Below are 23,969 nucleotides of genomic sequence, written 5' to 3'. Positions count from 1 at the left end.
CCGTGGGGGTGAACCGAGCCCTGTCCTCATGCATGCACTGAGGGCAAACCAGTCCCCACGCCCGTGGGGGTGAACCGACGGCCAGGACGTACGGGTCGGGGTTCTTCAGCCAGTCCCCACGCCCGTGGGGGTGAACCGAGCCCTGTCCTCATGCATGCACTGAGGGCAAACCAGTCCCCACGCCCGTGGGGGTGAACCGTCGAACCCGCCCCGGTCCTCCGGCTGGTTCCACCAGTCCCCACGCCCGTGGGGGTGAACCGTGCGGCGTAGTCCTGGACGAGCATCACGGGCCCCAGTCCCCACGCCCGTGGGGGTGAACCGACGGTGACGGTCGCGACGTCCGGCACCGTGGACCAGTCCCCACGCCCGTGGGGGTGAACCGGTCCGCTCGGTCTTGCCGACCATGAGCAACGGCCAGTCCCCACGCCCGTGGGGGTGAACCGGTTCCTGTTCCCGGCATCGACGAAGTGCCGTTCCAGTCCCCACGCCCGTGGGGGTGAACCGCCCGAGTAGTAGAGGAGGAACCCGGCCGCGTCCCGGTCCCCACGCCCGTGGGGGTGAACCGTCCTTGGGCTCCAGGCCAGCGGCGGCCAGCGCCCAGTCCCCACGCCCGTGGGGTGAACCGTGCGCAGCCACAGGGACACCGCCTACTACTACCCAGTCCCCACGCCCGTGGGGGTGAACCGGTGATTGTTGAGTTGCGGGATTCGTGCAGCCCCAGTCCCCTCGCCCGTGGGGGTGAACCTCAGCCTGACACCAGTCGATCATGTTGCGGATCCCAGTCCCCTCGCCCGTGGGGGTGAACCGTTAGGCAAAGGGCCTCAATCGGCTGCGCACATCCAGTCCCCACACCCGTGGGGGTGAACCGCACGTCCTGCGGCGCCTGGAGAAGCGCGGCCTCCAGTCCCCACGCCCGTAGGGGTGAACCGGTGATGGCGTTCGCTGGCGGCTCGGAGAACCACCCAGTCCCCACGCCCGTGGGGGCGAACCGCGTCCGGGTCGGGCTCGTCGGTCGGGGTTGTGACCAGTCTCCACGCCTGTGGGGGTGAACCAGTCCCAGACACCGCCCAGCCCAGACCCCACATCCAATTCCCACGCCTGTGGGGGGCGAACCGAAACGTCCATACCTGCTGCGGAGTCCAGACCACCAGTCCTCGTCGGGGTGAACCGCCAGGCGCTGGAGGCGGCGGAGGGACGACCGCCCAGTCCCACGCCCGTGGGGGTGAAGTGAGGCTCGTGTCGGCGATCGATGGGCCGCTCGGCCAATCCCCACGTCTGTGGGGGTGAACCGGGCGGCGGCGGTGAAACGACGGACCTTGAGCCCGAGTCCCCACGCCTGTGGGGGCGAACGTCGGCAGACGCGCGCACGATGAACTCAGATGCCCAGTCCCCGCGGGGGTGGGGGTTTGACTCTCTCTTGATCCTTACGACGTGTCTTCATGCATCCAGAGATGCTTCTGACCACCCCAAATGCTGATGTCGGCGTTTGGCGGATTTAATATTTTCCACCCCGAATTAGATTCCACATCCTCAATCCATAGAGACTCCAGGCAATCCGCATCTTCGTGGCGTATGCTCTCGCCAACTATGGGTGCCTCGCCTGATCGGACAGGGGGTGGTGCGAAAATGTCGCCAACACATGAAGGTGTAGATCTCTATTTGTGGGGACAGCCGCGCGGGCTCCTGTGGCCGTACCCGTTGATCTGCCACCTCCTCGACACTTCGGCGATGGCCATTTCTCTCTGGGATGGTTACATTTCTAATGGCCTGCAGAAGTGCTTCGCGACATCCCTGGGAGTTGACGCAGGTAGTGCGCGTCTACTTAGTTTCTGGGCCGGACTTCATAACATAGGAAAAGTCACCCCATGCTTCCAGCGGATGGATTCAGACGCCTATGAAAATCTCCGTGGATATTCGGAAGCCGCAGATGGAAAGCATCGTCACGATTTTGCGGACCGTGTCTGGTTAAGCTCGGCATTAAAAGATTTTGGCTACGACGCACGCCGCGCAACCAGCCCCGCGTTCATCGTCGCCCAACTGCTCGGCGGCCATCACGGCAGGTTCTTCCCTCGTGATCCCAATGAGTGTCGATACCCTCCGACCCGGCTCTTTCCGGAGCTCGGTTCGGGGAAGTGGGATCTCCAGCGCGAGGCCATGCTCCAGGCCGTCGAGCAGATCGTCGGCTCACCGCCGCCACCTGCCTCGATCCCAGCCGAATGCGCGGCTCTCGTCTGCGGCATCATGATCCTGGCCGACTGGCTAGGACAGCTATCTCATGGGCCGTCTGGCCTACCTGCCGGAACACTTCAAGTGCTCCCTTCAAATCTCCCTAGTTGCTCCGCGATGCAGGACTTTCACCGGCACGCCTCCGGCCAGTGACCTTCGCCCCAGGGCCGCGCAGTCCACAGTTTGTGCGGTCAGGGCTACAACCCCACTCCGTACGACCAGCATGCCCCACGTTTATAAGCGCGAGCCCAGCCGGAAATTCGGTCAACGAAACGATGTCCTGCGGTTCCTTCCGGCTGGGCAGGGATTTGGACCATGCAGAGCAAGGTGTCTTGAGACAAGGTGACACAGATACTTCCATAAAGTGGCCTGAACCCACCTTTTCTGGCGCAAGCGCTAACGCGGCTCGTGTGCGGGCGCCTCGTACTATGTTGATCGGGTGTCTTCAACGACACCCGTTATCTTGGTCTGAAGAAATGGACCGATGAGATCGACTAGAAGGTGGGCGACAGTCGTGCGCGTCAAACTAATCTTTCCGGGCAAAAAAGATGAAAATGCGACGTACTTCACCATCGATCGAATAGAGCGAATAATAATCCGAATCCTGATTGGGCTCTACACGATCTGATTTTAACGCGACCGGGTCACCCCCACCGGCGTGGGGAATTTGTCTTCAGCTGCGCCAGTTATCGGCACACCCCTAGGCGGGAATAGCTCGGAAGCTACGGTATCGAACCGACGGCAAACGCATATCTATATGCAAGATTTTCCCGAGGATGTAGTGCGTCATCACGAGCATGGATTCCTACAACAGTGCGCTGGCTCAGCGGTCCACAGGCACCCTCGGCCCGACAGGGGATCGTGTAGATTGCTCTACCATTATCTATCGATAGCATTTATGTAGAAAACGGCAGCGATCGCCCCATGAGGCCCGGAGGCGAAAATTAACTTAACGGCATTTTGGGGCAAAGCGACCAAATCCGACATGCACCCCCTGATCTGTCATGCGATCGACACGGCAGCAGTGACGGAGCTTCTCTTCGCAAAGCTCCTGACTTCCGGGATGGTGCGTGATCTCAAGAGGGCTTTTGCGCCGGTCGGCGATGCGCGGGTCTGGGTGGCGATCTTCGCGGGACTGCATGATCTTGGAAAACTGTCCCCAGCATTTCAAGCGCTACGCCGCGATCTCCTGGTCGATTGGCTGGACGAACCCATGGCCAGCAGGCTTCGCGCGATGCCTGATCGCAAGGAATTAGGTCAGCGAGTAGACACACCCCACGGTGTGCTGACGGCGATGCATGTCCAGCGCATCTTGTGTCAGTGGGGTGCTTCGCTTGAGGTCGCTCAGAATGTCGCGTACGCACTAGGGGGGCATCACGGCTTCTTCCCTCGCGCCGCAACAGTGATCGAGGCGCGTCAGAAGCGTCGGGATCATGGCGAAGCGCAATGGGCTGACTGGTGCGACGACTTCGTCGCCCGTTTGTTGCAGTTGCACGGTCTGGAACTGCCTTCGCCGTCGTCATGGGAGCGGGTGCGGCTTGATCTGGGTCTAGCTGTCACTTTGGCCGGGTTGACTGCGGCAAGCGACCAGATCGCATCCGACCCGGGGAATTTCCCGTATGTGGGGGCGCCGGTCGACCTCGACCTGTACGTGACTACGGCCCGCGATCAAGCTAAGTCAGCGGTTGAGCGTCTGAGATTGAAGACTTGGCGGCCACCGGAGGACACGAGCTTCGCCAGCCTTTTTGAAGAGGATGCGCGTCCCGTTCAACAGGTGGTTGAGTCGCTTGGTGACGCGCTGGCTTCACCGACCTTGTTGATCATCGAGGCGCCTACAGGCGAAGGTAAGACGAAGGCGGCCCTGCAGGCGGCGGCGCGGATGACTCGTCTCGCGGTTGACGCGGATGGCGCGTTGGGAATGTACTTCGCGAGCCCGACCAAGGCCACGAGCAATCAGGCGTATCGCGAGATCAAAAAGCTGCTCCAGTCTCATCAGCCAGATTTGGTGGTGCGGCTCCTGCATGGGAGCGCGGCCGAGGTCTTGGCCGCCGAGGACATCGAAGTCGCCGTTTCCCCCGTGAATGTGAGCTTGGACGAAGACGCCGCCGTTCAGGCCAAAGAACGCGAGTGGTTCAGGCGATATCTGGGACTGCTCGCGCCGATGGGAGCTGGTACGTGGGATCAGGTTCTGATGGCGGGGATTAGGTCCAAACATGTGTTCACCCGCATGACGGGGTTGAGCGGGAAAGTCGTCGTGATCGACGAGGTGCATGCCTTGGACACCTACATGTCGACGCTGCTGGACAGAGTCGTGCAATGGCTCGGTCTGCTCAACGTCTCGGTCATCTTGTTGTCGGCGACCTTGCCGGCCAATCGCCGCGACCAGCTCATATCCAGCTGGCGCGCTGGACTGGGCGCCGATGAACTTGACGATCACCAATACGAGCCTGCGTCCGCCTATCCCCGCATCACTTACGCCACGTCGGACGCGGTCAAGGTGGTTCCTGCCGGGGTGAGTCCTTTGAACAGCGCTCGGCTGGCCCGCCTGGAGGCGGTTCCCGATGAAGAACTGGTGGACTGGCTCATCGGCAAGGTCAGGGAAGGAGGATGCCTTGCTGTGGTCCACAACCTGGTACGTAGGGTCGAGCAGACTCACGCGGCGTTAGAGGAGGCGATAAAAGAGTTGCCTTTGGACGAACGTCCAGAATTGTTCGTCATCACCGGTCAGTTGACGCAGAAGGCTCGACATGAGGTAGAGGAGCAACTACGGGAGCGGTTCGGCCCTCCTCTGAGCAATGAATCAGATAAACAACGTCGGCCACTCCGGGCTATCGTCGTGGGGACGCAGGTGCTGGAGTCGAGCCTCGACCTCGATTTTGATGCACTAGTTAGTGATCTTGCACCGATCGACAGCATCATTCAGCGAATGGGACGCGTGCAACGTCACGGCGATGTCCACCAGCGCTTCACGCATCTGGCCGAACTATGCCTGGCGATCACGGGTGTTCAGGAGACCCCGCAAGGGCCAGTGCTCCCGTTGTACACGGGTTCGATTTATCCGCGTGCTTTGACGTGGCGTACCTGGGCTGTCCTACGGGAGCGTACACATTTCCGGTCGCCGGAGGATGTTCCTCAGCTGATCGAGCAGGTCTACGGTGAACGCCCAGTTTCTTATCCGCCTGGATGGCGCCGCACGGACACCGCAGAGAAGCAGTGGGCCCGAAAGCAGGACCGCCAAAGTGCGGACGTGCGCGTGATCTATCTGCCGTTGCCGACACCCGACCGTTCGCTCAAAGACATGACCGTTCAGCCGACGCAAGCAGGGCGAACACGCTCCAAGAGCGGAGCGCCTGACCGTGGATGACTCCATAGAGATGGTTTCTGCGGTCGCCGAAGTGGTGGTCTTACAAGAAACGTCGACGGGTGTGGTGCCTGCCGAGGGCAGATCTCGCGTCGATCTGAACGACGAAACTCCTCTCCCGATCGACCTGATCGTCCAGTGTCTGGACTCCTGTGTCCGGCTGATCGCACCGATGGACGTGCCGTACGGGTTGGTCGATGCGGTTAAGCGGCGGCCGGTCCCGTCGGCTTTCGCCGCTACCTCACAGCTGAGCCGGCAGCGTGCCTTGGTCTTTCGCGACGGCGAATGCCTAGTGGAGGGCTATCGACTGCGCTATTCACGACTTTTCGGCGTGCTCGTCGATGATCTCCCTGACGCCGGGTGACTCCTCGCGGGAGTATCTGCTTCGGACTGATGCACAGAAAGGCGCACATGTGATCTTTGACCTGATGGGGGAGCCATGGCTGCCGGTCGAGCGGCAAGACGGCACTAGCGGCTATGTGGGGCTGAAAACCTTGCTGCTGGACGCTCGCGGATTTCGACGGCTGGCGGCCGAGACTCCCACGATGACCGCTGCGCTTTATCGGCTCGTTCTGGCTTTGGCGCATCGAATCTACGGCCCCGGGGACGCCAAAGCTTGGCGTGAACTCTGGGAAAAGGGGTTCACGGCCGAGCCGTTGATGACCTATCTGGACCGGTACGGGACTCGGTTTGACTTGTTCGACGCCGAACGACCGTTTCTCCAGTGCCCACCGCTTGCCGTATGCCCATCGTCGACCATCACCAAGCTCGTGCTCAACCGGTCGACGGGCAACAACGTGACCTTGTTCGATCACACCACCTCCACCGATCAGGTCACACTGGACCCGGGTCAGGCAGCTCGATGGCTGGTGACGGTACATGCCTACGATCCGGGCGGCACCAAGACCCCGTTCCGTACCATCAAGTCCTCCAAGCGGGGGCTGGCGAACTACTTTGGCGTTGTGATCGTGGAGGGCGGAACGCTCCACGAAACGCTGATGCTCAACATGCCGATCTACAAGCCCAACCACGAGAAGCCTCGGGCCACGTCCATTCAGGACCGGCCTGCGTGGGAATCCAACGCCTTCCCCAACCCTGAACCAGACCGGCGCCCTTCTCTGGGATGGACTGATCTGCTGACCTGGCCCGCCCGCCGCATCCTGCTTCTGCCGCAGCACAGTGCAAGCGGGACTGTGGTCGATCGGGTCGTGATCACTCCCGGATCGGAACTGTACGGAGAGTTGGCCGACATCGAGCTGATGTCAGCCTTTCGTCGCCCGCCACCCAAAACCAAGCGGAGCAAGTGGGAAGACTTCCGCCCTCTGCGCCTGGACGAACGGCGCGGGGTGTGGCGGCATACAGAAACGCTCCTGTTGGCCGGCGACGAACAACTACGGCGCCGCCCTGAAGCCCTGGAACACCTAGCGGAACTGGTCGAGGGCAAGCTCATCGACGAGGCCACCGTCTATACGTTGCGTGTATTCGGTCAACGGCTGGGATCGCAAGCAGCAGTGGTGGCCTCTTGGACGGAGGACGCAGTCGCGGCGCCTGTGGCGCTATTGCGTGCACAGCATGCGTCCGTCGGGCCGATCATCGGTCATGCCGTCGACCTGGCCGATCAAGTGGCCGGCGCTCTGCGGGAGATGGAGAGCGCCTATGCGGCTGCCATGAAGACTGACCGCGACGGCACCATCGACCTGCCTTTCTGGACCCGCCTGCCTGAACTGTTCGATCGGTTTCTTCGCGCCCTCAGCGAGGCCCGCGTCAACCAGCAATCTGAGGCTCCGGTCATCCGAATTTGGGCTGACGACGTCAGCAAGCTGGCCACTTCTACCGCGGACAGGTGGGCTTACGGCTCTCCACGAACCGGCCGTCACCTGTCCGAAGCGGGACGAGCATTCGGCCGTTTCACCGGCACCTTGTCCCACGTCACCAAGGTGTTCACGGCGAAAGCAATCGGGTTCAGCACAGAGGAGGCCCTCACGTGACAGCTCAGGACCCAAACAAAACAGACGAGACCCGTGAGCGACGACGCAGGTTCGTCGGACACCTCTATGGGTTGCACACCAAGCTGGAGGTCGGGAACGCGCACCAGGTGTCGGAAGCCAGACGAACCCTCGCGCGGCTGCGCCGCTCTCTCGGCGGCCTGCGCTACGAAGCTGACGCCTACGCCATCGTCTTCCCCTTCGACCCGCCGCCATCCGAGCAGAAGGCGTGGATCCTGATCGCAGGTCTGTTCGCGCTGCATCCGCAGCCGCGCCCTCGCAACGCGTCCGGCAACGGATTCCGATCCCTGGGCACGTCGATGCGAGACCTCGTCGCGGAACGTGCCTCTGCGGAACGTCGCTTTGTGCAACTGCTGGCCGTCGATCAGGCGTCGCTACCGCACTACCTGCGGCAAGCGGTCCAACTGCTGAGCACCGACAGCATCCCGCTCGACTACGGCCGACTCTTGGACGACCTGGTCACACTCTTGCGCGAACACGCGGACCCTGAACGCGTCCACCGCATCCGCCTGAACTGGGCCCGGGACTTCCACCGTCCACGCCCCGCTCGTTCTCCTGCCGCGCCCGGCAGTTCCCCCGACCTCTAACTCTCACGGAGCATCCTGTGATCATTGAACTCCATCTCCTGCAGTCGTTCCCCGTCAGTAACCTCAACCGTGATGACACGGGGCAGCCCAAGACGGCGACCTTTGGGGGCGTCACGCGAGGCCGGATCTCCAGCCAAAGCCTCAAGCGGGCGGCCCGCCAGACTTTCAACGAGTACGGCCTGAGCCGCGACGAAACTGGAGTGCGCACCAAGCGGCTGCAGGAGAACGCGGTCGAGATCCTCACGACACAACACGGCCGCGATCCGGAGACCGCCAACAACGTCGTGATCTGTGGACTGGAAGCACTCGGATTCGGAGTGGACCCCAACACCCGGCTCACTCAGTACCTGCTCTTCGTAGGCCGCCAGGCGTGCGAACTCCTGGCCGACTTCTGCCAGCGCGAATGGGATCGGCTTGAGCACGCCGCAGCTGAAAGGGCGAAAGCCCGCGCCAAGCAGAAAACCACAGACGATGACGGCACCGACGAAGCCGCCGGCGGTAAGGCCAAGAAGATCAAGCCCTCCAAGAACGACCTGGCCGAGGCGAAACGCATCCTGGACGCCGCCAAGGTCGCCGACGTGGCCCTGTTCGGCCGCATGATCGCCGATAACAAAGATTTCAGCGTTGACGCGGCGTCCCAGGTCGCCCATGCCCTGTCCACTCACGCGGTCGTCAACGAGTTCGACTACTACACCGCAGTAGACGACCTCAAGCCGCAGGACCAGTCCGGCGCGGACATGATCGGCACCGTCGACTTCAACAGCGCCTGCTACTACCGCTACATCAACCTCGACCTAGACCAGCTTGCCCGTAACCTTGGCAACGACGCCGACCTGGTCACCCGTACAGCCCGGACCTGGTTGTATGCCTTCATCCACGCTGTCCCCAGCGGCAAGCAGAACTCCATGGCGGCCCTCACCCTGCCCGACACCCTCATCGGCGTGGTCCGTCAGCGAGGGGCGTGGAATCTCGCCAACGCGTTCCTGCGCCCGGTATCCGGTAACGACCTCATGACCCTTTCCACTAGTCGCCTGGTGGAGCACTTGGCTCAGCTCCGCCAGTTTTACGGTGGTAACGACATCACCGCGGTGACCGCAGCCTCCGTGACCGGCACCCTGGACGGCCTGCCCGAGAGCGAGCGGGCGGCCTCGCTTGAGGCGTTCACCAGCCGCATCCTGTCGGCGGCCAAGGTCTGACCGACGATGACGCTCAGCCTGGCACTCAGCCTGGACGCACCCATGCAATCGTGGGGCATCAGGTCACGCTTCACTACCCGCGACACAACAACCGAGCCCACCAAATCTGGCGTCGTCGGCCTGCTCTGTGCCGCGATGGGCGTCCCTCGCGAGGACACCGAGAGCCTGCGCGACCTGGCTGCCCTGCGGATGGGCGTACGCGTCGATCGCGAAGGAATTCTCGAGCGTGACTACCACACCACGCAGAACGTCCCCACCACCGCAGGGACTGGCCACCGCACTGTCGTCAGCCAGCGCTATTACCTGTCCGATGCGCTCTTCCTCGTCGTCCTCACCGGCGACAGTGATCTGCTGGCCCAAGCTGCGGATGCCATCCAGCGCCCTCACTGGCCACTTTGCCTCGGGCGCCGGGCATTCATCCCCACACGACCACTGATCACCAACGGTGTCGACCAAAAACTCCGCGCTGGCGCTGGCCTACAGGCACATCCGCTGGAGACCGTCCTACAACGGCATCCCTGGCTGGAAACCCGGCCCGTGGCGCACGAGCGTGAACTCACTGCCATTGGCAAAGGCGAGACCAGCACGCTACGTACCATGATCGACTGTGAATCCTCCGCAGAGGGAGCGGAGCCGCGCCACGACCAACCCGTGTCCTTCGTCCGTGGCGGCCGGGAATTCGCCGTCCGCTCGGTGCTCCGCGGACACGTGCCCCTCACCCAGGAATTGATCGCAGCAGGAGAAGGCAGTGTTCCTGAGCAAGCTCACCATTGATCCGACCTCGCGACATTTCCGCCGCGACTATGCCGACATCCATGAGATGCACCGCACGGTGATGTCGGCTTTCCCCGATGTCGAAGGCGACGTCCCAGCCAGGCAAGCCCACGGAGTGCTCTGGCGGCTGGAGCAGAACGACCAAGGATTTCGGCTGTACGTCCAGAGTCGCACCCAGCCGAGCTGGTCGTCCCTGCCGAACTACTACCTCACCGAACCCCACCAGGTGCGGGACATAGCCACCGTGTTCGATGCCATCACGGGCGGCAACAAGTTCGCGTTTCGCCTAGTCGCCAACCCCACTCGGGCCGTCAAAAGAGACGAGAAGCAGCAACTCGAACGAGCTCAGGCTGGTAAACGGGACCAGCCTCGTCACGTCGTCCTCCACGCACCACAGCAACAGGTCGAATGGCTGATCCGCCAAGGAGAACGATGCGGCTTCGTGGTTCCTGCTGGCAGGAACGGCCGACCCGATCTCGCGCCCTATCCGGCGTTCCGGACTCAAGGGCAGTCGCAGGTCGAGAGCCGTATCAACCGCATCGTGATCGATCAGGTCCGCTACGACGGCCACCTCATCGTCACTGACTCGGTGCAATTCGCCAAGGCTCTCGGCGAAGGCATTGGCCGAGCCAAAGCCTACGGTTGCGGCTTGATCAGCCTTGCCCCGCCTAAGGCCTGAAATGCTGCGCCGGGCTGTCGGGCCCGTCTGCTAAATGCACCCATGCAGGCAAAAGCAGGCTTCACGTGTGACTCCCATAGAAACGTAATCCATTCCCATGCCGAAACGGTGAACTCGCCCCCAGCGACGGGCTGACCGTCTGATCGACGTGGCCCAAAGGCTCGGGGCGGACCAACAAGGCCGCATTGACCGACTCAGTCAGTTCTGGTCTCTACTCTCATGAGGGTGGATCTTGAAAATTCAAGAGAGAACCCAAATTTCGCCTAGCTCCTGCCTCCGCGAAGAAAGTCGTACAGCTGACGCACGAGGACTGAGTCCAATGTGGGGCGAGCCGCTGGGGTGAACCGTCATTCGGCCGTACCACGTCTAGCTCGACGGGCTGCTCCCCATGCTCGGGGGTGAACCCGGCGCGGCCCCGACGGAGGGTCGCGCTCTGGGGCTGCTCTCCACGCCTGTGGGGGTGTACCGGTGGCGGCTCCGCGGCGGAGTCGCATGATCTCCTGCTCCCTACACCCGTGGGGGTGAACCGCGCCCTTGCCGCATAATCGCTCACGCCTGGACCTGCTCCCCACGCCCGTGGGGGTGAACCGTCGCTTGCACCCGCGATCCACCGTCGCCGCCGCTGCTCCGCACACCTGTGGGGTGAACCGGCGATCACGGCTGCCGACCTGTACGCGGAGCTCCGCTCCCTATGTCCGTGGGGGTGAACCGCAGGCTGAACGGTGCCCACAGCAGTTGACACGCCAGTCCCCCGCCCATGGGGGTGAACCGTCCGTCCGTGACCAGTGCGCCATGACGCCAGCCCAGTCCCCATGCCCGTGGGGGTGAACCGCGCCGGACATCTACCTGGACACATGCCCGCAGCCAGTCCCCACGCCCGTGGAGGTGAACCGGACGGACTGACCGTCCGAGAGCTGGCCGCCCGCCAGTCCCCACGCCTGTGGGGGTAAACCTTCATGAGCCACGGCACCACCACGAACCCCAGCCCAGTCCCTACGCCCGTGGGGGTGAACCGGTGTCGGAGATGATGTTCGCCGAGACGCCCGTCCAGTCCCACGCCTGCGGGGTGAACCGTTGGGCCTGAGCTTGCCGAACAGAGCGCCGTTCTGCTCCCCACGCCCGTGGGGGTGAACCGACGTCGAGTGGATCAGCTTTGCGTCGTGGACGCTGCTTCCCATGCCCGTGGGGGTGAACCGGGCTACTGGCTTTGAGCATCATGGACGACGAGTTGCTCCCCACGCCCGTGGGGGTGAACCGGTTCCGCCCTGCGTTTCGAGCGGCTCGCCCCACTGCTCCCCACGCCCCGTGGGGGTAAACCCGTCCAGATGGCCACGATAACGGCCATGACCAGCTGCTTCCCACGCACGTGGGGGTGAACCGTCGCTAAACAGGAATGCATGCGGTCATATATGCTGCTCCCCGCGCCCGTGGGGGTGAACCGGACGCCTCAGGTTATGTCCCGTGTGTGGCGAGCTGCTCCCCACGCCCGTGGGGGTGAACCGGAGCTGATGGCCTTCCGTTCGGGAGAGTGATCTGCTCCCCACGCCGGGGGGTGAACCGCTTCAGGACTGGGGCGACCGCGCGGACAGGGCCTGAACCCCATGCCTGTGGGGGTGAACCGGTCAGTCGCAGGGCCTCCTCCCAGAACTCCCCCTGCTCCCCACGCCCGTGGGGGGCGCGAACCGGTCTGGGCGTCACCGGCAGAGGTAGTGCTGGTCTGCTTCTCACGTCTGTGGGGGTGAGCTGTTGGATACGAGGCTGTCTGCGGCGTCGGACACCTTCTACTGCGCTCGCTGAAGTGAATCGGGCGCGGCGAGTAACCTGGTCCATATGCCCGTGTGAGCGAGGCTTGGACCGACGGCTCATTGCACACGGCAAACTCTGCACCGCTGCCGCGCTCTGGGCTCGTGCCCCATTTGCGACATGATCTTGATGTCGCTGCTGCTCAGGCGGGCGTAGTGGCTGGTTAATGATGGTGCCCGCCTAAGATCGGCGGCAGTCTTGAAAACCGCTAGGGGCGGTGACGTTCCTCGTGGGTTCGAATCCCACGCTCTCCGCCTCGCTTGGAATCATGGTCCGGTCGGCTGTTGATCACCGGGTCCGGCGACGCCCTGGCTCCTCGGGCACCGGCCAAGAAATCCCCTTTATTCGCTTGGGATCCGTAATGGATTCGGTAAATCGGTATGGGCTCAGTTGTCGATGTTGAGTACACATGAAGGGAAGAAAGGCTTTCTGACCCACGAACGCACCGACGTTGGCGCCGGACGTGTGAGTTCAGAGGACGGAGGGCGCGCAGGTGGTGAGTTCGAACCATGGGCGCGGCAAGGCGTTCAGGGTGACGCAGCCGCATACCGGGGAGCCCGCCGCCCCCTTTTCGGCCACACCGGCCGCCGTGAACGAGCGGTGGCTGCTCGCGGTGAGCGAGCCGGGAATCGGCCGGCTCGCCCTGCGGGCGCGTGAACGGCTCAACCTGCTCTGCGACGCCGGTTCCCACATCGGCACGTCACTGGACGTGACCCGGACCGCCGAAGAACTGACCGAGATCGCCGTCCCCCGGTTCGCCGACTACACCGGGGTCGACCTGTACGAACGGGTGCTGCGGGGACAGGAGCCCACCGGCCCCGACGAGAAGCTTCGCCGGGTCGCCCTCGCGGGCATTCGGGAGGGCTCGGGTCTGCATCCGGTGGACGCGCCGATCCAGCTGCTCGCGTCCACGCCGCAGGCGCGCAGCATGGCCACCGGGCAGCCGGTGATCGAACCGGTGCTGTCCACCGACATCGGGTGGCTGGCGCAGGATCCCGAACGGGGCCGGAAAGCCTGTGAGCACGGGATCCACTCCCTTGTGGCGGTGCCGATGCGGGCCCGCGGGATGACGCTCGGGGTGGTCAGTTTCTACCGTTGCGCGGCCAGGAACACGTTCGAGGAGGACGACCTCGCCCTGGCCGAGGAGCTGGTCAACCGCGCGGGGGTGTGCGTCGACAACGCCCGCCGCTATACGCGCGAACGTGCGATCACCAGCGAACTCGAGGATGCGACCACGTCGCTGCGGCATTCGCTCGACCACCAGCGGCGGTTCACCGCCGACGCCTCCCACGAGCTCCGCACTCCGCTGGCGGGGCTGCGGATCCAGCTGGAGGAGGCCCAGCTCCACCCTGATCAGACCGATCTCGCCGACCTGCTCCGCCACGCGCTGACCGATGTCGACCGGCTCCAGGCCATCCTCACCGACCTGCTCTCGCTGGCCGGGAGCGAGGCCCGCCCGCCCACCGCCCTGGAGGCCGTGGACCTGGCCGAACTCGTCGAGGCCGACATCGCCCGCCGGATCGGCGATGCTCACCCGGTGCGGCTCGATCTTGAGCCGGGGGTGCTGGTGGACGCCGTCCACATTCAGATCTGCCGGGTGCTGAACAACCTGCTGAACAACGCGCAGCGGCACGCCACACGCGGCATCACGGTGGCGGTGCGCCGCACCGGCGACATCGCGGAGCTCAGCGTCACCGACGACGGGCCGGGCGTCCGGGCGTCGGAACGCGAGCACATCTTCCAGCCTTTCACCCGGCTGGACAGCGCCCGCAGCCGCGATCGCGGCGGCACCGGGCTCGGCCTGGCCATCGCCCGCGACATCGCCCGCGCCCATCGCGGCACTCTCCACGTCGAGGACGCGGTGCCCACCGGGGCGCGCTTCGTTCTCCGCGTCCCATTGTCCGGGACGTGATTCTTTACCCCGCCTAGGTATTAACTCGCGCAACTCGGATTTATCGTGACATGTTGCGAGACCCTGGAGTTGAATTGAGCAGACAATCTGCGGATAAGGCGGTACGCCTACCGATCCTGAATTCGTGGCGGCGTTGTCAGGACGCCGGGCTGAACCCTGCCGCCGTCAAAGTGCGCCTGCTCGACGACCTGGATCTCGACAGTGTCCTGGCCCGCGCGGCCCAGCCCGTGCTCGACCAGGTGCAGATCGCCATCGCCGACACCCCCTCGGCGATGTTCCTGAGCGACGCGTCCGGAGTGCTGTTCCGGCGCGTCCTGGGTGACACGGCGATGCGGAGGGCGGTGGACGCCCACGGCGTCCTCCCCGGCTTCAGCTACGCCGAGTCGGACATCGGCACCAACGCCATCGGTTCGGCTCTGATGGACGGGCGCACCTACCAGGTTCTGGGGGAGGAGCACCTCTGGGAGGAGTTCCAGAAGTACGCCGCCGTGGGAACCCCCGTGCTCAACCCGCTCAGCGGGCGGGTGGAAGGCGCCGTGGCCATCGCCGCTCTGAGCGAGCGGATGGACACGCGGATGACGGAGATGGTCCGGCGGACGGCCCGTGAGGTCGAACAGAGCCTGCTCGACCTGAGCACCGCTCGCGAGCGGGCCCTGTACAGGCAGTTCCTGGAGTCGGCGGAGGCGGGCGAAGCCGCCACGCCCATGCCTCCGGAGCTGTCCCAACGTGATCGGCTCGCCATGGAGAACGCCGCGGTGAGCCTGGTGGCGCAGGGGCAGGAGGCGGTGATGGAGATCACCCTTTCCGACGGCCGTGTCGCCACGGTCGTCGCGCAACTGGTCACCGGCCCCACCGACCTGGCCGGCATCGCCGTGGAGGCGTGGCTCGCCTGACGCCGGTCACCTTTGCGACGTGGCGGCGCGGCCGAGGCGGAGGGCCGAGATGAGGAAGAAGACGCCGCCGGGGATGGCGTAACCGGCCGCGTTGGTCAGGGTCGGGCCGGGCGCGCCCGCCGCGAGGATGAACGACGCACCGGCGAGCACTGAGATGCCGCCGCTGATGATCATCGGCCACTGGCCGCCCATCGTGCGCCGGGTGACCCCCACGAGCAGCTGGACCAGCCCGGCCACGATCGCCCAGGCGCCCCACACCCGCAGGACCGCCGGGATGCCCGACGCGCTCGCGACGGCCACGCCGACGGTGGTGGCCAGGCTGATCGCGATGTTGACGTACAGGAGCGTGGGTGAGCCGGTGCCCCGTGACGCGCGGGCGTCGACGACGGCGGCGGCGACGTCGAACAGCGGGTAGAGCACGAGCAGGGTGACCGCGAGGGGGCCCAGTTCCGAGGCGGTCGTGAACATCGCGAGGGCCCAGACGATGGCGAACGCGAACCGGACGAAGTACAGCCGCCGTAGCGCGGACGCGGTCGCGGAGATGCCGGGCGAAGCGGCGATGGCGCTCATGGGGGATCCTCTCGACGGGAGACAGAACGTTCTGTCTCGTCGAAGCCTGGCAATTCAGCTCGAAACTGTCAAGACCGAACGTTCTACCTACTAGGATCGGGGCATGCGCAGTCCCACCGGCGGCCGGCCGTCCGAAGCGCGGTCCCGGCTGCTCGACACGGCCATCCGGCTCTTCTACATGGAGGGCATCCACTCCGTCGGCATCGATCGCATCGTCGCGGAGGCCCAGGTGACGCGGGCCACCCTCTACCGGCACTTTCCCGGCAAGGAAGATCTCGTCCTCGCCTACCTGAACGAGATCGACCAGGCCATGCGCGCTCAGGCCGCGCAGGCCGTGGGCGCCGGGCTTCCGGCCGCCGACTCCGTGAGGGCCCTCGGCCGGGCCATCGCCCAGGGGATCGAGTCGCCCGGCTTCCGGGGCTGCGCCTTCCTCAACGCCGCCGCCGAATATCCCGACGTCGAGTCACCTGTCCGGAAGGCCGTGCTCGCCCATCGTGAGTGGTTCCTGGAGACCGTCACGGAGTTGCTGGCCGAGGTCCGGGAGGCGGGCGCCGGGCCCGCCGCCCGTCATTTCGTGATGCTGCGCGACGGCGCCATGGCCGCCGGGTGCCTGTTCGACCCGGTGCTGGTCACCGACACCTTCCTGCGCGGAATCGAGGGGCTCCTCCAAGCCCATACCGCCGACGTCGGTTAGACGGCCATTTGGGCCTGGTTGGCGGTGGAGATCACCGTGGTCCTCTGGGCGGAGGTCATCAGGCCCGCCGTGACCCACTCGTTCGCGGTGCTCGTCACGGCGGAGACGAACTGTGATTTGTTCGCGAAGGGCGCCTTGCTCCACAACGCGTCGAGGAACGTCACCCCATCCGCCCGCGCGCGATTCGCCACGCCGGAGTCGATCCGGGCGAAGACGATGTTCGTCTCCACCCGCCGGAAGTAGGCGTGGTAGCGGTCGGTGTTGTTGATGTAGAGCGGAACCAGAGGCAGCCCGTTCGCCGTGAAGCTCATCGTTCCGGTGGACGTCACCGCACGGGCCAGGTCCCCGGACAGGGTGAAGTCGCGGTAGAAGGAGAACTGGCGCATCGTCGTCTCGGTGCTCTTGGCGACCATCGGCACCGGGCCGTAGGCGATGCTCTGGGTCGTCGGCACGTCGAGCGCCTTCTCGATCCGCAGCGAGAACGGCATCGTGATCCTGATGACGTCACCGCTCGCCCACTGCCGGTCGATCGTGACATAGGTGCCCGGCGTGGCGGTGAGCTGCTGGGTCGTCCCGTTGACCTGGACCGTGAAACCCTTCTGCACCCAGTACGGAACCCGCAGTTTCACCACCAGCCGGCCGGTGCCCGCCACCGTCAGGGTCGTCACCCCCGCCGGGTTGGTGGGGTAGTCGGTGGCCTGCGTGATCACGAAGCCCTTCTCCGGCCAGGTGAGCTGCGAGGCCATGTAGAGGTTCACGTACAGCGTCGAGCCGTCCACGGACCGGAAATAGATCGAGTCCTGGAATTTCGTGTGGCTTTCCAGGCCGGTGCCGCCGCAGCACGTGCCGAGGTTGCCGTAACTGCGGGCCGCGCCCGGCCTCATGGGGATGAAATACGTCAGCTGCGGATTCGAGGTGCTGCTGGTGTTCTGGCGGGAGGCGAGGATCTGGCCGTACAGGGCGCGTTCGTAGTACTGCATGTATTTCGGGTCGGCGGTGTGGAAGAACAGCGACCGGCTCAGTTTGAGCATGTTGTAGTTGCAGCAGGTCTCGGCGTTGTTCGTGCCGAGGGTGCCCACGATGACGCCGCGGGCGCCGAAGAGTTCGCCGTTGTCGGTCGGGCCGGCCAGGCCGCCGTCGGTGAAGATGCGGTGCGGTACGACCATGTCCCAGAAGTTCACGGCGGCGGTGAAGTAGTCGCGTGACTGGTTCTGCTCGAAGAGGGACACGTAGCCGATGAACTGGGGGATGTGCTGGTTGGCGTGTTTCCGGTTGAGGGTGTCCTGCTTGGCGACGCTGGCCGCCAGGAGCGTGGTGTTGTCGAAGCACTTGGCCGTGGTCAGATACTCCGGCTTGCCGGTGAGGGCGTAGAGGTCGGCCATCACGGTGTTCATGCCGTTGTACTCACCGGCGATGTAGATCGCCCACATGCGGTCGAGCTGGGCGCGGGACAGGCGGCCCAGTCGGCTGTACACCCAGTCGCCCATGCGCAGCACGATGTCGCGGGCCTGCGTGTTGCCGGCGTACTGGTAGGCGTCGAGCAGGCCCCGCATGATCATGTGGCAGGTGTAGTAGGGCGCCCAGATCGTGGGATAGGTCGTGTACTGCTCCAGCTGGATGAACTGGGTCTCGGGGTAGGCGGCCAGGAAGCCGGTGTGGCTCGGGCCGCCGGGCTGGCCCACTCTCGCGGCCAGCGCGTTCTGGCACTGGCCGAGCGCGGTGACCATGTAGTCGACCTTGTTCTTGTAGAACACGTCGCCGGAGCCCGCGTACGCCAGGGCGAGGGCGCTGAGGAAGTGGCCGCTGTAGTGGCCGCGCAGGTTGCCGGTCGCGTCGTCCCAGCCGCCGGGGGGCTGGGCGCCCAGGGCGTCCAGGCCGGCGTTGTTCCTGAAGTTGGCCAGCATGCGGTCGGCCGAGTAGTTCCTGAGGAAGTTCAGGACCCGGTCGCGGTTGGCGGTGAACAGGCTCGTGCTCAGGGTGACCTGGCTGTTGGTGAACGGCCGCACGATCCAGCTGGCGGGAACCGGGGGGTCGTTCTGGGGTAACGCGGCCGCGGCCTGGGCCGGTGCGGTGAAGGCCGCCAGGGCGGGTGGGGTGGCGGCGGCCAGCATCGCCAGTCGGAGCGCCTCGCGTCTGGGCACGATCGCGGTCATTGCACGGTCCTCTCCGTGGAATGTTAACGTTAACATTTCTGCCGGAAATGAGTACGCGTCGTACAGGGTGAAGAGTCACATCGGCTCAGGTGGAAGGCTGCATACTTCATTCCAGGCCCATATTTCGGGAGTGTTAACGATCCCATTGAGCTCGTCAAGGGCCCGGAGGATTTCTCCCCCGGGCCCTTGACGGACTAGCGCGGGACGCGCCCGAGGTAGCGGAGCAGGTCGTCCGTCGCAGGGCCTTCCGGCCCCTCGACCACGGCGGCGTAGGCGCCCCACTGGCGCAGCGGCTCGACGATCTCCCGGGCGGCGGTGAGGAGGTGGCCCGCGAGTTCGTCGTCGAGCGGCGACGGCTGGCCGGTGGCGATCGCGATGTCCCACGCGTGCACGGCGGCGTCGAGGGCGGCCATCACCGCGGCGATCGGGGTGGGCAGGTCGCCGTGCGGCAGCGGGGTCGGGACGGTCTCGGTGCCGTCGGGCACCGTCGCCCACGCCGCCGCGGTCTGCTCGATGGCGTCGCGCACCAGTTCGGCCGCCGTGGCGCTCTCGATGGCGCCGGACGGCGTGAAGGGGTCATAGGCAGGGCCGTTGCCGATGCCGAGCAGCTTCGCGTAGGCGAGCTGGTCGGCCGCCGCGTGCTGGATCACCTGGGTGACGTTCCAGTCCGAGCACGGAGTGGCGTTGCTCCACTGGTCGTCGCGGATGCCCGCGACGGTGTGCTCCAGGGCCTTGTACGAGCCGGACAGCACCTCACGCCAGACCGGCTGCAGGGACGTGACGGCGGGGGTCGCGTTCATGATGTCGCCTCTCGGTTTGCTGTTCCGCTTGTGAGATCAAAACTATGGGTCAATTAGGCTGTTTTCCTTCCTAATAGATCGGCGATCACGATGGCTCCCACGACGACCAGGGTGCTGCGGCTGCTGTCCCTGCTGCAGGATCGGTCGCAGACCGGCCGTGAGCTGGCCGAACAGCTCGGCGTCACCGAGCGCACCCTGCGCCAGGACATCCAGCGCCTGCGCGAACTCGGCTATCCCGTGTACGCCGCACGCGGCGCGGTCGGCGGCTACCGCATCGGCCAGGGCGCGAAGATGCCCCCGCTGCTGCTGGACGACGATGAGGCGGTGGCCGTCGCGGTGGTCATCGGCCTGGCCGAAGACGGCTCCACCGGGATCGCCGACATCGACGTCAGCCTCACCCGGGCGTTCGGCAAACTCCAGCGGATCCTGCCGAAACACCTGCAGCGCAAGGTGTCCGCGCTCCGGTCGGCGACCGCCGTCGGGCCCGCCACGATCGGCTCCCGCGAACCGGACGCCCCGGTGCCCGCCGCCACCCTCACCGTCGTCGCGAGCGCGATCCGCGACGGCGCGACCCTGATGGTCACCCGCGACGATGTCGAGACCGAGGTGGAGCCCTACCGGCTGATCAGCTGGCGGCGCCGCTGGTTCCTGGTCGCCTACGACCTCGGCGACCACGCCTGGCGGGCGGTGCCCGTCGCCGGCCTCAGCGAGGTCCGCGCCGGGTCCCGGCGATTCGCCGCCCGCTCGCTACCGGACGACGACCTCGTCGCGTTCGTCCTCCGTGAGGTCGCGCAGACCGGCTGGAAGGTGCAGGCCCGGGTCACCGTCCTGGCCCCGGCGGAAACGGTGATCGCCCGGATCAACCCGGCCGTGGGTTTCGTCGAGGCGGTCGATTCTCAGACGAGTGTGCTGGTCACCGGCGCCGACGCCCTGGAAACCATCGCCATTTATCTGAGCATGCTGATGATGGATTTCCGCGTCGACGGGCCACCCGAATTGGTGGCCCATATTCGCACCATCGCCCGCCGTTATACCGAGGCCCTGCCCGATATCGAGATGTGATGTTTGACGTGTGCACCGCGCGCCCCGGTCGACCGTCAACCACACGATTATCTTCAGCACCACTTTTCACGGAAGGAAGTTCAGTGGCTATCAGGTTGCCGGGCGGACGCTCGATCGGGATTCTCACCGTTGGCGCGCTCGCGGGTTCGATTTTCGCCGTCGGAGGCATGGCGACCGCTTCTTCGGCTGCTGACACCGTCATCTACGCCTGCGTCCACAAGAAGACCCGCTACGCGCGCATTGTGAACGCCACCACCAAGTGCAAGACCACTGAGACCAAGGTGAACTGGGGCGGCCAGGGTCCGCAGGGCCCGGCGGGCCTCCAGGGCATGACCGGCGCCACCGGCCCGCAGGGCCCCCGCGGCCTGCCCGGCCAGAAGGGGCAGACCGGCGTTGCCGGCCCGCAGGGCGTCAAGGGCGAGACCGGTGCGACCGGTCCCCAGGGCCCGAAGGGCGAGACGGGCGCGGCCGGTCCGCAGGGCCCCAAGGGTGAGACCGGCCCCGCCGGTCCCCAGGGTCCGAAGGGCGCCGACGGCCAGGACGGCAAGAACGGCAAGGACGGTCAGGACGGCCGCAACGGTCTCAACGGCAAGGACGGCGCCCCCGGCGCGGCTGGCACGATCACGCCGGTGGTGAAGACCACGTCGGAGACCCAGGTCAGCAGCAGCAGCTCGATCGTCACCGCCCCCTGCGACTCCGGCAAGAAGGTCGTCGGCGGTGGCTACGAGATCACCCACAACTCCGAAGACGTCAAGAACGTCTCCATGAGCAAGCCCAACAGCACCAACACCGGCTGGTCGGTCCGGCTCGAACTCGAAGACCGCGACTGGGCCAAGATCAAGGTCTACGCCGTCTGCGTCTGACCCTCCCCATGCGAAAGCCCTTCCGGACCGGTGCCGGAAGGGCTTCGCGCTGTCAGGAACGTTCCGGGCAGACGTCGATCAGGTGGCCCTCCGGGTCGGCGATGACCGTCCAGTTCTCGCCGCCCGGCTGGAAGTCGGGCTTGGTGGCCCCCAGCGCCAGGTACTCCTCCACCGCCTTGTCGACGTCGGGCACACGTACGTCGAAGTGGAACTGCTTGTCCGGACCGGGCCACGCCGCGGGCCTGCGTTCGGGGATGCGCTGGAAGTAGAGGCTCGTGGTGCCGTCGCCGATGGCGCTGTATTCGTCCTGGGTGTGCTGGATGTCGAAGCCGAGGATCTTCGCGTAGAAGTCGGCGAGAGATTTCGGGTCGGCGCAGTCGATGGTCACTGCGATCAGTTTCGCGATGGTCGTCATGGGATCGATCCTGGTCGGCATACCTGCCAGACCATGGCAGGAATCACAGGTCGATGCCGCCCGTGACCCGGCTGGGGAGGTCCCGGTGGGTTCTCGTCCGGAAGGTGGTCGGTTTGCGGAAGCGGGGGTGGCGGGGGGTCGTGGCCGGTGGTTCGGCCGGTACGGCCTCGCCCGACCGTTCGACCCGGTCGACCACGGCGGCGCACTCGGCGGCGGTCTCCTCGGCGTGCGCGCGTTCCCAGGCGAACAGCCGGGTGAGGTCGTGCAGCCGGTAGGTGTCGGCCGCCCGCACGAGTGAGGCGTCGACCAGGTCTTCGAGGATGCGTTCGGCCTCGTCGGGGTCGGTGTCGAGGGCCGCCGCGGCGGCGCCCACGGAGAAGGACGGGCCGAGCAGGCCCAGCCGCCGCAACGCGGTCCTGGCCGTCTGCGGCAGCAGGTCGTAGCCGAGGGCGAGACGGGCGCGGACGTCCTGGTCGCCGACGGCCAGTTCGTCCAGGCGGCGGCGTTCGTCGGCGAGGCGGTCGGCGAGGCGGGCGGCCGTCCAGTGCGGGCGGGAGGCCAGGCGGGTGGCGGCGATCCGCAGGGCGAGGGGGAGGCCGCCGCAGTGCTCGACGATGCGGCGGGCGGCCTCGGGTGCGGCGGCGAAGCGGACCGGGCCGGCGATGCGGCCGAGGAGTTCCACGGCGGACGCCTCCGGCAGCAGGCCGAGGTCGATCACCGTTGCACCGGCCAGTCCGGCCAGGCGGTTGCGCGAGGTGACGATCACGCCGCAGCCGGGTGAGCCCGGGAGCAGTGGCCTGACCTGCTGTTCCGACGCGGCGTCCTCCAGCACGACGAGTTTGCGGCGGTCGGCCAGCAGGGTGCGGAAACGGGCGGCGGACTCCTCCAGCGTGGCCGGCTGCGGAGCGCCCGGCGCGAGTTCCCGCAGGATCCGGGTGAGCACCTCCTGGGAGGTGGCGGGGGTGGGCGACGTACCGCGCAGGTCGACGTGGAACTGGCCGTCGGGGTAGAGGTGCGCGATCTCGTGGGCGGCGCGCAGCGCCAGGGCCGACTTGCCGACGCCGCCGGGGCCGAAGATGACCGAGACGGGCAGCGCGCCGGGGCGGGTGAAGCGGTCGCGCAGCGTCGCGAGTTCGTCGTCGCGGCCGGTGAAGTCGGACGGCGGCGACGGCAGCTGGCGGGGCGGGGGCGTGGTGGCCACGGCGAGGAGCGTCTGGTCCGACCGCAGGATCGACTCGTGGGTGCGGCGCAGTTCCGGGCCGGGCTCGATGCCGAGTTCGTCCACCAGCGCCTGGCGGCCCCGCTGGTAGACCGAGAGGGCGTCCGACTGCCGGCCCGACCGGTAGAGGGCGACCATGAGGTGGCTGCGGAGCCGCTCTCTGGCGGGGTGGGCCTCGACGAGTTCGGTGAGTTCGTCGACGAGGCCGTCGTCGTATCCGGCCGCCAGATCCGCGGCGACGCGTTCCTCGACGACGCCGAGCCGCACCGACTCCAGCCGGTCGGTCTCCGTGCTCAGGGAGGTGTCGCCCAGGGCCGGGCCGCGCCACAGGGCGAGCGCGGCGCGGAACGTCCCGGCCGCCTCGCGGTGACCGCCCTCGCGGGCGGCCCGGCGCGCTTCGGCCACCAGCCGCTCGAACACCGCCTTGTCGAGGGTGTCCGGAGGGGTCTGGGCGAGGTAGCCGCCCTGCCGGGAGACGATGACCGTGGGTAGTCCCGCCTCGCTGAACGCGCGGCGCAGCGAGGCGATGTAGGTCTGCAATATCCCGCGCGCGGTCGAGGGCGGATCGTCCTGCCAGACGGCCGCAAGGAGCCGTTCGACGGTGACGATCCGCCCTGTGTCCAGCAACAACGCGGCGAGCAGTGTCTTCGGTTTGATGCCGCCGAGGGGCACCAGGCACCCCCGGTCGTGTACTTCCACCGGGCCCAGCAGACGTAAGTCCATGGCTACTCCCGAAGGCTTGGGTGATCTCGCCGG

At 66.0% G+C, this 23,969-nt stretch carries 18 protein-coding genes and 1 CRISPR repeat array; of the genes, 13 read left to right on the top strand and 5 right to left on the bottom strand.

All coding sequences use genetic code 11. The annotated features are described in order from the left end of the window. Window positions 1–48 precede the first annotated feature (48 nt). Window positions 49–565: a CRISPR direct-repeat array (repeat unit 29 nt; unit sequence CCAGTCCCCACGCCCGTGGGGGTGAACCG). 905 nt (window positions 566–1,470) lie between these two features. The 10 genes from ACYQ78_RS13780 (at window position 1,471) to ACYQ78_RS13735 (ending at window position 15,437) form a co-directional block, all read left to right on the top strand. After that, on the top strand, window positions 1,471–2,379 hold the full coding sequence (locus tag ACYQ78_RS13780; RefSeq protein WP_459801202.1) for a CRISPR-associated endonuclease Cas3'': 909 nt from the start codon (window positions 1,471–1,473) through the stop codon (window positions 2,377–2,379). 790 nt (window positions 2,380–3,169) lie between these two features. Beyond that, entirely contained in the window at window positions 3,170–5,590 is a 2,421-nt protein-coding gene (cas3, locus tag ACYQ78_RS13775; protein ID WP_459801771.1) for a CRISPR-associated helicase Cas3', read from the top strand. Further along, complete coding sequence (locus ACYQ78_RS13770; RefSeq protein WP_459801201.1) at window positions 5,583–5,951, top strand: hypothetical protein; 369 nt, start codon at window positions 5,583–5,585, stop codon at window positions 5,949–5,951. The genes cas3 and ACYQ78_RS13770 overlap by 8 nt, the downstream gene beginning before the upstream one ends. A 49-nt stretch (window positions 5,952–6,000) precedes the next feature. Further along, window positions 6,001–7,575, top strand: a complete 1,575-nt coding sequence (gene casA, locus ACYQ78_RS13765; RefSeq protein WP_459801200.1) for a type I-E CRISPR-associated protein Cse1/CasA — start codon at window positions 6,001–6,003, stop codon at window positions 7,573–7,575. Then, window positions 7,572–8,180 carry a type I-E CRISPR-associated protein Cse2/CasB gene (gene casB, locus ACYQ78_RS13760; RefSeq protein WP_459801199.1) on the top strand — a complete coding sequence of 203 codons (609 nt, stop codon included), beginning with the start codon at window positions 7,572–7,574 and terminating at the stop codon, window positions 8,178–8,180. The genes casA and casB overlap by 4 nt, the downstream gene beginning before the upstream one ends. Window positions 8,181–8,197: 17 nt before the next feature. Further along, window positions 8,198–9,376: a type I-E CRISPR-associated protein Cas7/Cse4/CasC gene (cas7e, locus tag ACYQ78_RS13755; RefSeq protein WP_459801198.1), complete on the top strand. Its 1,179-nt coding sequence runs from the start codon at window positions 8,198–8,200 to the stop codon at window positions 9,374–9,376. A 6-nt stretch (window positions 9,377–9,382) separates the two neighbouring features. Next, entirely contained in the window at window positions 9,383–10,150 is a 768-nt protein-coding gene (gene cas5e / locus ACYQ78_RS13750) for a type I-E CRISPR-associated protein Cas5/CasD (protein WP_459801197.1), read from the top strand. Next, a complete protein-coding gene (cas6e, locus tag ACYQ78_RS13745; RefSeq protein ID WP_459801196.1) occupies window positions 10,125–10,829 on the top strand; it encodes a type I-E CRISPR-associated protein Cas6/Cse3/CasE in 705 nt (234 codons plus the stop codon). The genes cas5e and cas6e overlap by 26 nt, the downstream gene beginning before the upstream one ends. Before the next feature lie 2,335 nt (window positions 10,830–13,164). Next, window positions 13,165–14,544 carry an ATP-binding protein gene (locus ACYQ78_RS13740; protein WP_459801195.1) on the top strand — a complete coding sequence of 460 codons (1,380 nt, stop codon included), beginning with the start codon at window positions 13,165–13,167 and terminating at the stop codon, window positions 14,542–14,544. Between the two features lie 170 nt (window positions 14,545–14,714). Next, window positions 14,715–15,437, top strand: coding sequence for a GAF domain-containing protein (locus tag ACYQ78_RS13735; RefSeq protein WP_459801194.1), 723 nt, complete (start codon window positions 14,715–14,717; stop codon window positions 15,435–15,437). Window positions 15,438–15,443: 6 nt separating this feature from the next. On the opposite strand, the gene ACYQ78_RS13730 is transcribed toward ACYQ78_RS13735, so the two are convergent. Beyond that, window positions 15,444–16,007, bottom strand: a complete 564-nt coding sequence (locus tag ACYQ78_RS13730) for a hypothetical protein (protein WP_459801193.1) — start codon at window positions 16,005–16,007, stop codon at window positions 15,444–15,446. A gap of 103 nt (window positions 16,008–16,110) precedes the next feature. On the opposite strand from ACYQ78_RS13730, the gene ACYQ78_RS13725 reads away from it, so the two are divergent. Next, window positions 16,111–16,701, top strand: coding sequence for a TetR/AcrR family transcriptional regulator (locus tag ACYQ78_RS13725; protein ID WP_459801192.1), 591 nt, complete (start codon window positions 16,111–16,113; stop codon window positions 16,699–16,701). On the opposite strand, the gene ACYQ78_RS13720 is transcribed toward ACYQ78_RS13725, so the two are convergent. Together ACYQ78_RS13720 and ACYQ78_RS13715 are read right to left on the bottom strand one after the other, a co-directional pair. Then, complete coding sequence (locus ACYQ78_RS13720) at window positions 16,698–18,854, bottom strand: beta-L-arabinofuranosidase domain-containing protein (RefSeq protein ID WP_459801191.1); 2,157 nt, start codon at window positions 18,852–18,854, stop codon at window positions 16,698–16,700. The genes ACYQ78_RS13725 and ACYQ78_RS13720 overlap by 4 nt on opposite strands. 194 nt (window positions 18,855–19,048) lie before the next feature. After that, the gene (locus tag ACYQ78_RS13715; protein ID WP_459801190.1) at window positions 19,049–19,654 is read right to left on the bottom strand and encodes a TIGR03086 family metal-binding protein; all 606 of its coding nucleotides are present in this window, start codon (window positions 19,652–19,654) and stop codon (window positions 19,049–19,051) included. Between the two features lie 90 nt (window positions 19,655–19,744). Between ACYQ78_RS13715 and ACYQ78_RS13710 the strand changes: the two genes are divergently transcribed. After that, window positions 19,745–20,716 (top strand): helix-turn-helix transcriptional regulator, encoded by a 972-nt coding sequence (locus ACYQ78_RS13710; protein WP_459801189.1) that lies wholly within the window; start codon window positions 19,745–19,747, stop codon window positions 20,714–20,716. A gap of 167 nt (window positions 20,717–20,883) precedes the next feature. Then, entirely contained in the window at window positions 20,884–21,579 is a 696-nt protein-coding gene (locus ACYQ78_RS13705) for a hypothetical protein (protein ID WP_459801188.1), read from the top strand. A 52-nt stretch (window positions 21,580–21,631) separates the two neighbouring features. Here the strand turns inward: ACYQ78_RS13705 and ACYQ78_RS13700 are convergent, their stop codons facing one another. Next, a complete protein-coding gene (locus ACYQ78_RS13700) occupies window positions 21,632–21,994 on the bottom strand; it encodes a VOC family protein (RefSeq protein WP_459801187.1) in 363 nt (120 codons plus the stop codon). 43 nt (window positions 21,995–22,037) lie between these two features. Then, window positions 22,038–23,936, bottom strand: a complete 1,899-nt coding sequence (locus ACYQ78_RS13695; RefSeq protein ID WP_459801186.1) for an AfsR/SARP family transcriptional regulator — start codon at window positions 23,934–23,936, stop codon at window positions 22,038–22,040. Window positions 23,937–23,969 lie beyond the last annotated feature (33 nt).

Source organism: Herbidospora sp. RD11066 (assembly GCF_054661255.1).
The sequence above is the reverse complement of the archived record's forward strand: the minus strand, read 5'-3'. Positions and strand labels throughout refer to the sequence as shown.

Bases quoted from the DNA above. Each gene is read 5' to 3' on its own strand.
- ACYQ78_RS13695 (WP_459801186.1), bottom strand. From the start codon at position 23,936: ATGGACTTACGTCTGCTGGGCCCGGTGGAAGTACACGACCGGGGGTGC.
- ACYQ78_RS13780 (WP_459801202.1), top strand. From the start codon at position 1,471: ATGCTGATGTCGGCGTTTGGCGGATTTAATATTTTCCACCCCGAATTA.
- ACYQ78_RS13730 (WP_459801193.1), bottom strand. From the start codon at position 16,007: ATGAGCGCCATCGCCGCTTCGCCCGGCATCTCCGCGACCGCGTCCGCG.
- ACYQ78_RS13715 (WP_459801190.1), bottom strand. From the start codon at position 19,654: ATGAACGCGACCCCCGCCGTCACGTCCCTGCAGCCGGTCTGGCGTGAG.
- ACYQ78_RS13705 (WP_459801188.1), top strand. From the start codon at position 20,884: ATGGCGACCGCTTCTTCGGCTGCTGACACCGTCATCTACGCCTGCGTC.
- ACYQ78_RS13725 (WP_459801192.1), top strand. From the start codon at position 16,111: ATGCGCAGTCCCACCGGCGGCCGGCCGTCCGAAGCGCGGTCCCGGCTG.
- ACYQ78_RS13710 (WP_459801189.1), top strand. From the start codon at position 19,745: ATGGCTCCCACGACGACCAGGGTGCTGCGGCTGCTGTCCCTGCTGCAG.
- ACYQ78_RS13720 (WP_459801191.1), bottom strand. From the start codon at position 18,854: ATGACCGCGATCGTGCCCAGACGCGAGGCGCTCCGACTGGCGATGCTG.
- ACYQ78_RS13700 (WP_459801187.1), bottom strand. From the start codon at position 21,994: ATGACGACCATCGCGAAACTGATCGCAGTGACCATCGACTGCGCCGAC.
- cas5e (WP_459801197.1), top strand. From the start codon at position 9,383: ATGACGCTCAGCCTGGCACTCAGCCTGGACGCACCCATGCAATCGTGG.